The sequence below is a fragment of the Tomitella biformata AHU 1821 genome (assembly GCF_000524475.1).
GTDB classification, from domain to species: domain Bacteria; phylum Actinomycetota; class Actinomycetes; order Mycobacteriales; family Mycobacteriaceae; genus Tomitella; species Tomitella biformata.
The window spans coordinates 20,001-33,791 of the sequence record NZ_BAVQ01000038.1; the positions used below are offsets into that span (position 1 = coordinate 20,001).

The following is a 13,791-nucleotide window of genomic DNA, read 5'->3' on the forward strand; positions in this document are numbered from 1 at the left end:
TGTGGAACTGGACATCCTCGTTCGGCGCCCCGCTCTGGCTCGACCGCGGGCAGCAGATGCCGGACGGGCATGGGATTGGGCGGCCTCGGTGCACTCCCCCCAGGAGCAGCGCACCTTCACCGACACCGCAGGCCATCAGCAGTTCGTGGGCAATGCCAAGTGCACGATGACCGTGGTGCTCGTCGACGACGGCAGCCGAATCGTCTACCTCGACCCGTGGCTGCCCAACGATCACAGCTATGAGATCGGCGCCCCCCTGGGCGGCCGGTTCCAAGCGCAGTCGCTGTCCGCCGCGGCGTCCACCACGTTCGTGATGAACGAGTACGGCGACATGTACACCCGCCTGTTCGACTTCGACATCGCCGGCGCCGACACGTTGTTCTTCCAGTATTCGTGGGCCGACCAGAGCGGACTTCGAGCGCCCGACAACCAGTTCAGCGGCCTCCTCGAATCCGGCATCGCGAAGATCCAGCTGCCCGCCCCGTCGTGGGAGCACCAGCCGAAGATCCCCGGCGAGATCACCTCGCAGATCTCCATCGAGCCCACCGGTGCGGGCTCCGACGCGCGCGAGCTCCACGTCGAGGGCCGCCAGGACGGCCAAAACGGATACTGGCACAAGATGATCCGCGACGACGCGTGGTCGTTCACTGGGCGTGGACGTCACCGAGACGACGATGGCAATCCACCGCCAGGACCCCTGACCGCGGCCCTGAACGGCACTCGGCCCCATCCGCACGCTGCGGATGGGGCCGGTTGTCCTTTTAGCTAGGGGCAGTTGACGGTGTAGTTCCACTCGGTGCCCTGCGGTCCGGTGACACGGACCATCACGGATGACGACGCGCCGGCCGGGACGTCGACCCAGATGCCGCCGGTCCCCTGGTTGAGGTTGTCGCCGACATAGCCGGTGTTCGCAATGATGCGGCCTTGGTAGAGCACCTCAATCTGGTCGGGGACGTTGATCGTCTCGTAGCGTAGGTAGAACCGCGTCGGGCCGGCCCTGCCGAGGTCGTGGTTGGTGATGGTCGTGCCCGCGCCACCAGAGATGGTTGTCGCCGAGCACGGCTGAGTGGGCGCCAGACTCCCGGTCCCGTTGAGAACATTCGTGCCGAAGTTGATCAGGCCGCCGATATCGGTGGGCGGTCCGTTGACCACGATGTCGCCGATGACGCCCTCGACGAAGCCCTCCGGGATCATGGCGCTGCCCAGCGCGCCGGCGTTAGAGGCGCTGCCCAGCGCGTTGGAGGCGCTGCCCAGCGCGGCGATGCCGGCGATCCGTCGACGGGTGCGAGTTCCCACTCGTGTCTTGTGCTCCATCATTCTTCCCCATTTCGGCAATACTTAAATATCAAGCGCTCTGTTTATCGGGTTCCACTCCCGATTCCTTCGGGGGCCATATTCATATCCCCAGCCACTGCACTCGACTATTCTCGCAATGCCGAACTGTGCGCACAAGTCCGTCAAACGATCGACATAATGCCACTACCAAACCCGATTATCACAATCGAACACGGTAGTCATGCCCCAAATTCCATTGCCGTTAGTTCAATTATCCGACACTCCAGGAATCGAATTCAATACCGTTAGCGCGCGGAATTAAATAGTAATTCCTACGCGCGGGGCGTGAACTCCTCCAGCATGTCGGTGACCAGCTCGGCGATGGCGGAACGCTCGCTGCGGTGCAGGGTGATGTGCGCGAACAGCGGGTGCCCCTTGAGCTTCTCGATCACCGCGGAGACGCCGTCATGCCGGCCTACGCGGAGGTTGTCGCGCTGCGCCACATCATGGGTGAGGACCACCCGCGAGCCGGAGCCCAGGCGCGAGAGCACCGTCAGCAGGACGTTGCGCTCGAGGGACTGTGCCTCGTCGACAATGACGAACGAGTCGTGCAGGGATCTGCCGCGGATGTGGGTCAGCGGCAGCACCTCGAGCATCCCGCGGGCGACGATCTCCTCAATGGTCGACGGCTCGGCGAGGCCCTCGAGAGTGTCGAACACGGCCTGCGCCCAGGGCCCCATTTTCTCGGACTCGCTGCCGGGCAGGTAGCCGAGCTCCTGCCCGCCGACGGCATAGAGCGGGCGGAACACGACGACCTTGCGGTGGCTGCGCCGCTCCAGCACGGCCTCCAGGCCCGCGCACAGCGCCAGCGCGGACTTGCCGGTGCCGGCGCGGCCGCCGAGCGAGACGATGCCGACGCTCTCGTCGAGCAGCAGGTCCAACGCCACCCGCTGCTCGGCGGAGCGCCCGCGCAAGCCGAACGCCTCCCGGTCTCCGCGCACCACCTGCACCAGCTTGTCGGCCGTCACGCGCCCCAGCGCGCTGGAGGTCCCGGCGAGGATCCGAACCCCGGTGTGGCAGGGCAGCTCTCGTGCCGCGTCGATGTCCGCGACGCCCTCGGCGAAGAGCCTGTCGATCTGCTGCACGGGCGCCTCCAGCTCCGCCATGCCGGTCCAGCCGGAGACGGCGACATCCTGCGCGTGGTACTCGTCGGCAGGCAGGCCCACCGCGCCGGCCTTCACCCGCAACGGCGTGTCCTTGGTAACGAGGGTGACGGCCTTGCCCTCCGCCTGCAGGTTCAGCGCACAGGCCAGGATCCGCGCGTCGTTGCCATCGGTGCGAAAGCCTGCGGGCAGCACGCCCTGGTCGGTGTGGTTGAGCTCGACGCGCATGGTGCCGCCGTCATCCCCGATCGGGATGGGCAGGTCCAGCCTGCCGTGCTCGATTCGCAGATCGTCGAGCATGCGCAACGCCTCACGTGCGAACCAGCCGAGCTCGTGATGGTGCCGCTTGCCCTCCAATTCCCCGATCACGACCAGGGGCAGCACCACCTGGTGCTCGGCGAAGCGCGTCACCGCCCAGGGGTCTGACAGCAAGACGGATGTGTCCAGGACATACGTGCGAGTAGCCATTGCGGACTCCTACGTCCGCCCGGCCGCCGGGCGAACCTCGGTTATCGGGCCGGTCATCCCTATCGGGATTCCCGGACGGGCAGCTTCCCCACTGCCCGCTGGCTTCGACGGTACGGCGGCGCGCCCACCCAGGTCAGGACCAACACGGATCCGTAACATGAAGAGTTGCTGAACGGCTTTCGCCGACCAGGTGTCCGGCCAGGGCTGGCGTGGGAGAACCCACCGCGGAATCGACGTATCCTTGACGCTGCCATCAACCCGCCCCCAAACCTCTGAGGAGACGTCTGTGCAGGACAGCTCGGACCCACTCCCCGACGCAACAGCCCTGCCCGACGCCGCCCCACGGCCGTTCGCCCACCTGCAGGCCCAGAATGCAGCGACCTACCGCCAGATCATGGGCGCGTTCGTGCAGGCCAAGAGGCGGTTCACCGTGCACCTGCGGCCGGAGGACGTTCGTGAGGCCATCTTCGAGTCCAGCGGTCTGGCGCCCGAGCCCACCACTGTCAACGACGCGCTGGTGGCGCTTGAGGGCTGGGGCAATCTGCGCTCGGACCCCGACACCAGCCGCGTCACCACCGTCGAGGACTTTCGCCGCGCCCGCTATCTGTACCAGCTGAGCCCACATGGGGAGGCCGCAGAGGAGGCGCTCGACACCTATGACGGGGCGCTGGGCCGGCGCGGTGCGCTGCAGTCCGTCGCGCTGATCGACATCGCCGAGCAGCTGCGGATCCTCCTCGAGCTCGCGCGCGCCGCGGATCCCGATCCGGCCAAGGCGTATCCGGCGCTCGTCGTGCTCGCCCAACGCTTCCAGGATCTCGCCGCCAACGCACAGGCCTTCATGGGGGCGCTGGCCCGCACCATCGACCTCCAAGACGGCGCCGCCGACGCGTTCGTCGCCTATAAGGACCGGCTGATCGAGTACCTGCAGCGCTTCATCAAGGACCTGCTGGGCACCGGCGGGGAGATCGCCCGGCTCATCGAGGACCTGGAGGCCGTGGGCGTCGGCCGGCTGCTCGAGATCGCCGCCGCCCGCGAGTCCCAGGACGTCGCCCCGGATCCCGCGCATCCCACGCCGACCGCCGCCGACGCCGCCGCGGAGCTCTTGCACAGCCACCTGCTGTGGCAGGACCGGTGGCAGGGCATCCGCGCGTGGTTCGTGGGCACCCCCCACCAGTCCAGCCAGGCCGCGCAACTGCGCGCGCAGGCCCGGGCTGCGGTCCCGCGGCTGCTGCAGGTGGTCGCCGCACTCAATGAGCGCCGCTCCGGCCGCTCGGACCGCGCCGCCGACTTCCGCACGCTGGCGCTGTGGTTCGCGCAGGCGACCGACGACGCCTCGATGCACCGGCTCTGGCGCGGGGCGTTCGGGTTGTCCCCCAGCCGCCACCTGACGATCGACATGGAAACCCTCGACGCGCGGGACGAGGATCCCGTCGACGCGGGCATGTCCTGGGCCTCGGCCCCGCCCTTGCTGATCAGCCCACGCCTGCGCCGCACCGGGAGCTACGAGCGGCGCGGCAAGCCGAACCGGGTACAGGATCGCACCTCCGAGCGCCGCTACCTGGCCGAGCGCGCCACCCGCGAGGCCGCCGAGGTCGCCGCTGCCCGCGCCCGCCTGGCCACGGACGGCCCGATCCGGCTCTCCGATATCGGCCGGCTGGACCCGCCCGAGTTCCGGTTGTTCCTCGGACTCCTCGGCGACGCATTGGCCAGCAAGGCGGCCGGCGCCACTCGCGTCGAGACCAGCACCTCGGACGGCTCCATGGCGATCAGCCTGGCCGAGCTACCCGCCGGCGATTCGGGACGGGCCCATATCGAGACCCCGCACGGGGTGTTCAGCGGCCCGGACCACCTGGTGCAGATCACCGACCTGGCGTCGGTGTCGGAGAGGACCGCCTGATGAGCCGCCCGCCCAGCCCCGGCACGAGCGGGGCGCTGACGAATGCCCTGGCCGCCACGCGCGACGCGGAGCGGATGCGGGCCGCCCGCGCGCTGCTGCTACGCCCGCTCCTGCACGCCGCCGGGCAGGACGTCTCAAGGCGGGACCTCCCAGGCAGAGACATCCCAGGCAGGGACATCCCCGACCACGACGCTGAGACCTTCGCGATGGTGCGGCGGCACGCCCAGTACCTACGCGATTGGCACCGCGCGAACACCGGTTGGTCGCTACTCGTGGACACGGAGCTGGCCCGCCTGGTCAAGACGGTCGAGTCGCGGCAGTCGGTCTCCGGCGAGCACACCCACCCCGCCGTCGACGCCCGCAGCAAGACTGCTTTCACGCGGCGCCGATACGTCCTGTTCTGTCTGTCGTTGGCCGCGCTCTCGCGCGCGGACACACAGATCACACTCGGTCGGCTGGCCGAGCAGGTGGTGTTGGGCGCCGCCGACCCGGAGCTCGCCGCCGCGGGCATCGCCTTCACCCTCGAGCACCGGGACGAGCGCTCCGACCTGGTGGCCGTGGTTCGCCGGCTCATCGAGTACGGGGCGCTCTCCCGGGTGGCGGGCGAGGAGGACTCGTTCGTGGACCACACCGGCGACGTCCTCTACGACGTCCAGCGTCGGGTGCTGTCCGCGCTGCTCGCCACCGACCGCGGCCCCTCCACCGTGGCGGCGGCCGACAATGGCGAGCGGCTCGCCCTGCTGACCGCGCCCCCGCGCGCCGCCACCGACGAGCACCACGAGCGGCAGCTTCGACGCCGGCTGACCCGTCGGCTCCTGGACGAGCCGGTCCTCTACTACGACGAGCTGGCTGCGGACGAGCGCGAGTATCTGGTCCGCCACCGCATCGCCATAACCCGCCGCATCGCCGAGTTCACCGGCCTGGTCGCGGAGGCGCGCCGCGAGGGGGTCGCGATGGTCGACCCCCACGACGAGCTCACCGACGTCCGCATGCCGGAGACCGGCACCACCGGCCACGCCACGCTGTTGGTCGCCGACTTCCTCGCGTCCTCAGGTAGCGCCGTCGTCCCCGTAGACGAGCTCCGCGAGTGGCTGCGGGCGCAGGCGCTGATGTTTGTCTCGCAGCACCTGTGGCGCAAGGACTCCGCCGAGCCTGCCGGTCAGGAGGAGCTCCTCGGCACGGTCCTGGACCGGCTGGAGGCCCTCCGGCTGATTGTCCGCGAGAGCGACCTCGACGCGGTCCGCCTGCGCCCGGCGATTGCCCGGTTCGCCCTGGCCGAGCCCACCGTCACCGGCCTGCCGGACCCCCAGGACCCCAGCGTTCAAGACCCCAGCGTTCATGATCCCAGTGTGCAAGACCCTAGCGTGGGAGTTTCGACTTCGTGACCAGCACCAACCCTGTTTCCCTCGCCAGCCTCGTGGCCCCCGACGCGACCCCGCTGCCGATGCCGCAGCTCAGCCGCTGGCAACCGCTGCGCGCCGGCCTGGTGGACCTGTTCTACTACGACCGCGACGAGTTTTGGTTCCGCGACGGCCGCCTGCTCCTGCGCGGCAACAACGGCACCGGCAAGTCCAAGGTGCTCGCGCTGATGCTCCCGTTCCTGCTCGACGCGGACTTGTCCCCGCACCGGGTGGAGCCCGACGCCGACCCGAAGAAGCGCATGGAGTGGAACCTGCTGCTCGGCGGCGCGCACCAGAACACCGAGCGGCTCGGCTACACGTGGCTGGAGTTCGGCCGGATCGATGAGGACGGTGTCGCGCAGTTCCGCACCATCGGCGCCGGGCTCAAGGCCGTCGCCGGTCGCGGCATGGCACCGCCCTGGTACTTCGTCACCCAGCAGCGCATCGGCGAGGATCTGTCCCTAGTCGACCACACGGGCATCGCACTGACGAAGGACCGGCTCAGCGACGCGCTGGGCGAGCGCGGACTGCGCTATGACCGGGCCGGGGCCTACCGCCGGGCCGTTGACGAGGCCCTTTTCGGACTGGGCGAGCAGCGCTACGGCGCCCTCGTGGACCTGCTGATCCAGCTCCGCCAACCACAGTTGTCCAAGCGTCCCAGCGAGAAGGCCTTGTCCGCCGCCCTCACCCACGCGCTGCCGCCGCTAGACCAGGCGGTCCTCGCCGACGTCGCCGAGGCCTTCCGCAGCCTCGAGGAGGATCGGCAGGAGGTGTCCGATCTCAAGGAGTCCGCCGACGCCACCGCGTCGTTCCTCCGCCGGTACCGCCGCTACGCGGAGTTGGTCACCAAACGCCGCGCCTACGAGCCCCAGCGCGCACAGTCCGGATTCGATGCCGTCGCAAAGGATTTGGCGCGCGCACAGGCCAAGCACAAAGCCGCGGAGCGCGACGCGGCGGCTGCGAAAAGCGCCCTCGCCCGGCTCGAGCAGGAGCAGGCCGGGCTGAGCGAGCGGGAACGGACGCTCCGCGGCAGCGAGGTGATGGACAGCGCCCGAGAGCTCGAGCACGCCGGCGAGGCGGCCACCGCCACGGCCACCGAGACTGCGCGGGCCGAGCAGGAGAGCGCCGCCGCGGAGCAGGTCGCCACCCGCAGGCAAGCCCAACTCGACGCCGTCACCGACCGGCTCGACAGTGCCCGCACAAGGCTCGAGGCCGTCCGCGCCCAAGCCCGCGCCGCCGCCGGGACCGCGGGCCTGGGCGCGCAGCACCTGCACCGGGTCGACGCCGACCTGAGCGGCGACGTGCGGCAGGCGGGCGAGCAGCTCCTCGGCGCCCACTCCCGCGCCATTGCCCACGTCCGCGACCTGCTCAGCGCCGCCGACGTGGCGGGCGCGCGCCTGGCGAATGCCCGCCGCGACCTCGACGGCGTCGACTCGCGGACCGTCGAGCTCGCCGACCGGACCGCTGCCGCACGCGAGCACATCGCCACCACCGCGTCGGATCTCGTCGCGGGCACCCGCCGACAGCTCCACGCCGCCCGGGAACTGGCGCTCCCACAGCCCGAGGACCTGCTGGCCGAGCTCGAGTTGTGGGCCGTCTCGGCCGCGGGCCCCAACCCGGCCGGGGCTCGCATCGCCGCCGCCAACGCCGCCGCCGACGAGCAGCTCGTGCTCGCCGGTGCGGCCATCTCCGGGCAGACCTCTGCGCTGCGAGACGAGGACGCGGGGCTGCGCGCCGAGGCCACACGGCTCGAGTCCGGCGAGACCGCGTCCCCGGCGGCGCCGCACACCCGCTCGGCGTCCGCCCGCGCAGCGCGCCCCGGCGCCCCGCTGTGGCGGGTCACCGACTTCGCCGCAGACCTCGACCCCGCACAGCGCGCCGGATTGGAGGCAGCCCTCGAGGCCGCCGGCATCCTCGACGCGTGGATCACTCCCGACGGCGGGCTGACCAGTGCCGACGGCCATGACATCACACTCGCGCCCATGTCTGACACCGTCGGAATCGCCCTATCGACCGCGCTGACTCCGGCCATCGATTCCGCCGACCCGCAGGCCGCGGCGCTCTCCGACGCGGCCGTCACCGCGGTGCTGGACGCCATCGGGCTCGTCCAACCCGGCGCGGACTCGGCGCTCGCGCACACCTGGGTCGGTCTCGACGGCGCCTTCCGCGTCGGTGTCCTCACCGGCTTCTGGCGCAAGGAGTCCGCGTCGTATATCGGCAGCGGTGCGCGCGAGGCCGCCCGGCGGGCCCGCCTCGGCGAGGTCCACCGGCGCCAGGACGAGATCGCCACGGCCCTCGAGGCACTGTCCGCGAGCAGCACAGAGCTGCGCGGACGGCGTCAGGCATTGGCCGCCGAGATCGCCGCCATCCCCACGGATATCCCACTGCGGCAAGCACATTCCGCGCTATCTGCGATCGCGGCGGACCAGCACCAGCTGACCAAGTCGAAGACCGTCGCCGCGGCGCAGGTCGCCGCGCTCGCCGAGGCCCATCTGGCTGCGACCACCGCCGCGGCGGAGGCCGCCGAGGACACGGGACTGCCCGCGGAGACGAACTCGGTCGAGGAGCTGCGGGACGCGCTGGGCGTCTACCGCGGAGCCCTGTCCGATTTGGCCGCCGAGCTCGAACGCCGCGACGGCGCCCTCACGGAGCTGGCGGAGCGGCGCGAGGAGTCGGAGGAGTCCGCCGCCGCGCTGCTCCTCGCCGGCGAACGCCTCGGCGTCGCCCGCCTCCGCGCGATCACCGCGCAGGAGCGCCTGGCCACGCTGCGCGGGAGCGTCGGCGCCGAGGTCCAGGAGCTGCACCACATGCTCGAGCAGGTCGGCCTGGATCTGGCCGCGAACAGGCAGGCGGCCACCACCGCCGCCGCCGAGCATGAGGCCGCCCTCGAGGCGCGGGGCACGGCGAGTGGGCTGCGGGTGCAGCTCGCCGACCGCGTTGAGGAGGCCCGCGAGCGCCAGCATGCCGCCGCGGAGTCTCTGCGGCGGTTCACCGCGTCCGGACTGCTCGCAGTGTCCATCCCCGGCGGCGCCCACCCGGATCCCGACACCCCTGGCGGCTGGTCGTCCGAGCAGGCCCTGGACCTGGCCAGGCACATCGACGCGGCGCTGCCCGAGACGGCGTCGGGCGAGGACGCCCTCACCCGTGCCGAGCGCGCCGTCTCCGAGGAGCACAAGAGCCTCGCGGACGTGCTGGGCCGGCAGGGCAACAGCGTCGCCATCTCGACCGTCGATGGCGTCCTGGGCATCGAGATCACCTTCCGCGGCCGGCCCACGGGGGTCCTGGACTTGGCCGCCGCCCTCGAGACGGAGCACGGGGACCGCGACCGGCTGCTCAGCGAGCGTGAGCGCGCCATCCTGGAGAACCACCTCGTCGACGAGGTCGCCAGCACCATGCAGGAGCTCATCGCCGGCGCCGAGGGGCAGGTCGCCCGCATGAACGCCGAGCTGGACTCACGGCCCACCAGCACTGGCATGCGGTTGCGCCTGCACTGGCAGCCGCGCGATGATGGCCCCGCGGGGCTCGCCGCCGCCCAGCAGAAGCTGCGGCAGCTGCCGGACCTGTGGTCAGAGGAGGACCGTGCGGCCGTCGGCGACTTCCTCCAGCAGGAGATCGCGGACGTCCGCCTGCGCAACGCCACCGGCACCTGGCTCGAGCACCTCACCGAGGCCCTCGACTACCGGTCGTGGAACCGCTTCGTCATCAAGCGCCATCAAAACGGCCAGTGGCGATCAGCGACGGGCCCCGCTTCTGGCGGCGAGCGTGTCCTCGCGGCCAGCGTGCCCCTGTTCGCGGCCGCGTCCGCGCACTACGGGTCCGCCGGCAACCCGCACGCGCCACGCCTGGTCACGCTCGACGAGGCCTTCGCGGGCGTCGACGACAACGCCCGCGCCAAGTACCTGGGGCTGTTGGCTGCCTTCGACCTCGACGTCGTGATGACGAGCGAGCGCGAATGGGGCTGCTACCCGGAGGTGCCCGGGCTCGCGATCGCGCAACTCTCCCGCACCGACGACGTCGCCGCGGTGCTCGTCACCAGGTGGGAGTGGGACGGCAAGCGCAAGCTGCGCGCCGCGGTCCCCGCGCGGGACAGCCTCGTCGCCCCCCAGGAGGTCGATCCAGACCAGTCGGAGCTGTGGGGATGACGCCTTGTGAATTCTTGGCGACACCTGCCCCGGCCAGCCCGCCCTGTTATGGACTCCCTGCGGCAACTCCGGGCGGCCGGTCGGATGCCTTGCTGTCAGACCTGTCAGACCCCCTCGATACCGTGTACCCATGTCCCTGAACATCCCGTCCGAGCAGAATCGCGCCGTCTTGGTGCGTAAAGTCGGCGCGCCGATGTTTTTCCGCGGTGAGCAGTACGCGAAGAAGGACATGGTCCTCGAGCACCACATGAAGTCCGACAGCCCCACGGTCGAGGGCGTGGTGCGCGGCAGCGGCGGGGTCACGTACCGCACGTCGGTGTATCTGACGGACGGGCCGAGCGGATTCGTCTTCGATATGGGTGTGTGCACCTGCCCGGTGGCACTGAACTGCAAGCACGCCGTCGCGCTGCTGCTGGTGACGATCGACAACACCCTCCCCTCGGCGCCCACGCCGCTGCGCACGTGGCAGGCCGTGCTGAATATGGCTCTGCCCGCGGCCGTCGAGGCCCCGCAGGTCCCCCTCGGCATCCAGCTCGCCTCCAACCGCGACGCCCACACTGGGGTGTCCGGTTGGCCGCTCACAGCGCGGATCGTCCGACCTGGCAAGACCGGCTGGGTCAATGACAACCTCGCCTGGTCCACCGTCCGCAATGCGAACATGGACGCCACCCCTGAGCACCTGCTGCTCCTGACCGAACTCTTCGCGCTGTACGAGTCCGGCGCCCGCGCCAACTCCCGCTATGGCTACGGCTACGGGGCCATCAAGGACATCGACCTCACACTCATCGACAGCGCCCGGCTCTGGCTGCTCCTCGAGGAGGCCCACGCGCTCGGCATCGAGTTGGTGCACCAGACGAAACGGCTCGGCGCGTTGTCCCGGCCGACCACCGCGAACTTCACCGTAGACGTCGTCCACGCCGACGACACCGATGCGCTGTCCATCTATCCCCGCATCATGTTCGACGGCCACCGCGTCACCGCGGACGAGGTCGGGTACATCGGCGAGCCCAGCCACGGGCTGTTCACTGTCGACTCCATGACCGGCGAGATCACCTTGGCCCGGTTGGACTCACCCATTCCCCGAGCTCTGCGCTCTCTGCTCGTAGACAGGGAGCCGCTGACCATCCCCTCTGAGGATCAGGACCAGTTCTCTGACGTCTACCTGCCCCGTCTCCAACGTGCCGCGACGGTCGTGTCCTCCAACGAGTCATTCCAGCCCCCCGCGATCTCCGGGCCCACCCTGCAGCTGGTCGCGTCGTACGCCGACGCCCACCGCCTCGACCTGCGCTGGCAGTGGTCCTATGCGGTCGGCCGCGAGCATCGCCATAGCGCCCTGGACTCCATGGACATCGCGCACTATCGCAATCTGTCGCTCGAGCGACAGATCATCGACCGCCTCGATGTGCCGTTCGAGAAGTACGGGCTCCGCCACTCCCCGCACACCGCCCTGCGGCCCTTCGTCTCGCTGACCGGCATGGACACGATGCGCGTGTCCACAGAGCTCATTCCGCTGCTGCGCACGCTCGAGGATGTGGAGGTCGTCGTCGACGGCTCTGCCGCGGACTACCGCGAGGCCGGGGACACGATGCGGATCGGTGTGTCCACCACCTCGTCCAAGCGCAACACCGACTGGTTCGATCTGGGCATCTCCATCACCGTCGACGGCCAGGATGTGCCGCTGCCCGAGATCCTGGCCGCGATCGCCAAAGGCGAAACGCACCTGCTGCTGACCTCCGGCGCGTACATCTCGCTGGACAAGCCGGAGCTGCAGGCGCTGCGCCACCTCGTCGAGGAGGCCCGGGCGCTGCAGGACAAAGACGAGGAGCATGACGGGCTGCGCATCAGCCGCTTCCAGGCAGGCCTGTGGGAGGAGCTCGCCGGCCTGGGCGTGGTCGAGAACCAGGCCGCGTCCTGGCAGCGACAGGTCCAGGGGCTCCTCGACTTGGAGTCCGTCGCCTCCGCCGAGGCCCCCGCGTCCCTGCAGGCGGAGCTGCGCCCCTATCAGCTCACCGGATACCAGTGGCTGGCATTCCTGTGGACGCACCAGCTCGGCGGCATCCTCGCCGACGATATGGGCCTGGGCAAGACCGTGCAGACCCTCGCCATGATCTGCCATGCGATGGAGCGTGATCCCGGCCTGCCGCCCTTCCTGATCCTCGCGCCCACCTCCGTCGTGCCGAACTGGGCCGACGAGGTCGCGAAGTTCGCGCCGCACCTGAAGGTCGTCACCATCACCGAGACACGCCGCAAGAGCGGCCAGGACCTCGCACAGACCATCGCGGGCGCGGACATCGTCATCAGCTCCTACACGCTGTTCCGGCTGGACTTCGACTCCTACGACGAGCTCGAGTGGTCCAGCCTGATCCTCGACGAGGCCCAGTTCGCGAAGAACCACCAGTCCAAGCTCTACCAGTGCGCCCGCCTGTTCCGCACGCCGTTCAAGCTCGCGATCACCGGCACGCCCATGGAGAACAACCTGATGGAGCTATGGGCGCTGCTCTCCCTCGTCGCCCCCGGCCTGTTCCCCAGCCCCAAGCGGTTCACCGAGTACTACCGTGTGCCCATCGAGAAGGGCGGGGACTCCGAGCTGTTGGCCCAGCTGCGCCAGCGGATCCGGCCACTCGTCCTGCGCCGCACCAAGGAGCAGGTGGTCTCCGACCTACCGGAGAAGTGGGAGCAGGTCCTCGAAGTCGATCTGCACCCGCGCCACCGCGAGCTCTACGACACCCAGCTCAAGCGCGAGCAGCAGAAGATCCTGGGCCTGATCGACGATATGGACAAGAACCGGTTCACGATCTTGCGCTCGCTGACCATCTTGCGGCAGCTGTGCCTCGATGCCAGCCTCGTCGACCAGGAGCATGAAGGCATGCCGTCGGCGAAGATCGACGCGCTGGTCGAGCATCTGCACGACGTTGTCGAGGGCGATCACCGAGCCCTCGTCTTCAGCCAGTTCACCAGCTTCCTCGGCAGGGTCCGCGAGCGCCTCGACGAGGAGGGCATCGAGCACTGCTACCTCGACGGCAGCACCCGCGACCGTGCCGCCGTCCTATCCGCATTCAAAACCGGCCAGGCGCCCGTGTTCCTGATCAGCCTCAAGTCCGGCGGCTTCGGCCTCAACCTCACCGAGGCCGACTACTGCTTCATCATGGACCCCTGGTGGAACCCCGCCACCGAGGCTCAGGCGATCGACCGCACCCACCGCATCGGCCAGACCCGCAACGTCATGGTCTATCGGCTCATCGCCCGCAACACCATCGAGGACAAGGTGATGGCGCTCAAGGCCCGCAAGTTCGAGCTGTTCTCCAGCGTCCTCGACGACGGCGGAACCCTCTCATCCTCGATCAACGCCGACGATATCCGCGAGCTCCTGGCCTAGCTGGCTATAGGTCTTGTCAAGTGCGGGCTGGCCCAGGTGGCATCGCCGTCGCGAGTGGCGGCGGTGCCAG

7 protein-coding genes are annotated in these 13,791 nt (G+C 69.8%); 5 read left to right on the forward strand and 2 right to left on the reverse strand.

Features of this window, described 5'->3' with window-relative positions; translation table 11 throughout:
• The first annotated feature begins 88 nt into the window (after positions 1-88).
• The gene (locus TBIF_RS23605) at positions 89-769 is read left to right on the forward strand and encodes a hypothetical protein (RefSeq protein WP_051461541.1); all 681 of its coding nucleotides are present in this window, start codon (positions 89-91) and stop codon (positions 767-769) included.
• On the opposite strand, the gene TBIF_RS13715 is transcribed toward TBIF_RS23605, so the two are convergent.
• Together TBIF_RS13715 and phoH2 are read right to left on the reverse strand one after the other, a co-directional pair.
• The gene (locus TBIF_RS13715) at positions 766-1,296 is read right to left on the reverse strand and encodes a hypothetical protein (RefSeq protein ID WP_038171181.1); all 531 of its coding nucleotides are present in this window, start codon (positions 1,294-1,296) and stop codon (positions 766-768) included. The genes TBIF_RS23605 and TBIF_RS13715 overlap by 4 nt on opposite strands.
• Positions 1,297-1,607: 311 nt before the next feature.
• Positions 1,608-2,906: an RNA 5'-3' helicase PhoH2 gene (gene phoH2, locus TBIF_RS13720; protein ID WP_024795365.1), complete on the reverse strand. Its 1,299-nt coding sequence runs from the start codon at positions 2,904-2,906 to the stop codon at positions 1,608-1,610.
• A 286-nt stretch (positions 2,907-3,192) separates the two neighbouring features.
• On the opposite strand from phoH2, the gene TBIF_RS13725 reads away from it, so the two are divergent.
• From TBIF_RS13725 to TBIF_RS13740, 4 genes are all read left to right on the forward strand, one after another.
• Positions 3,193-4,803 (forward strand): TIGR02677 family protein, encoded by a 1,611-nt coding sequence (locus TBIF_RS13725; RefSeq protein WP_200182854.1) that lies wholly within the window; start codon positions 3,193-3,195, stop codon positions 4,801-4,803.
• A complete protein-coding gene (locus tag TBIF_RS13730) occupies positions 4,803-6,188 on the forward strand; it encodes a TIGR02678 family protein (protein WP_024795367.1) in 1,386 nt (461 codons plus the stop codon). Before TBIF_RS13725 ends, TBIF_RS13730 begins: the two co-directional genes overlap by 1 nt.
• Positions 6,185-10,345, forward strand: a complete 4,161-nt coding sequence (locus TBIF_RS13735) for a TIGR02680 family protein (protein WP_024795368.1) — start codon at positions 6,185-6,187, stop codon at positions 10,343-10,345. Before TBIF_RS13730 ends, TBIF_RS13735 begins: the two co-directional genes overlap by 4 nt.
• A gap of 130 nt (positions 10,346-10,475) precedes the next feature.
• Positions 10,476-13,721 (forward strand): DEAD/DEAH box helicase, encoded by a 3,246-nt coding sequence (locus tag TBIF_RS13740; protein ID WP_024795369.1) that lies wholly within the window; start codon positions 10,476-10,478, stop codon positions 13,719-13,721.
• The last annotated feature ends 70 nt before the right edge of the window (positions 13,722-13,791 follow it).

Coding starts and splice junctions, on each gene's coding strand:
- TBIF_RS13740 (WP_024795369.1), top strand. CDS start 10,476: ATGTCCCTGAACATCCCGTCCGAGCAGAATCGCGCCGTCTTGGTGCGT.
- phoH2 (WP_024795365.1), bottom strand. CDS start 2,906: ATGGCTACTCGCACGTATGTCCTGGACACATCCGTCTTGCTGTCAGAC.
- TBIF_RS13730 (WP_024795367.1), top strand. CDS start 4,803: ATGAGCCGCCCGCCCAGCCCCGGCACGAGCGGGGCGCTGACGAATGCC.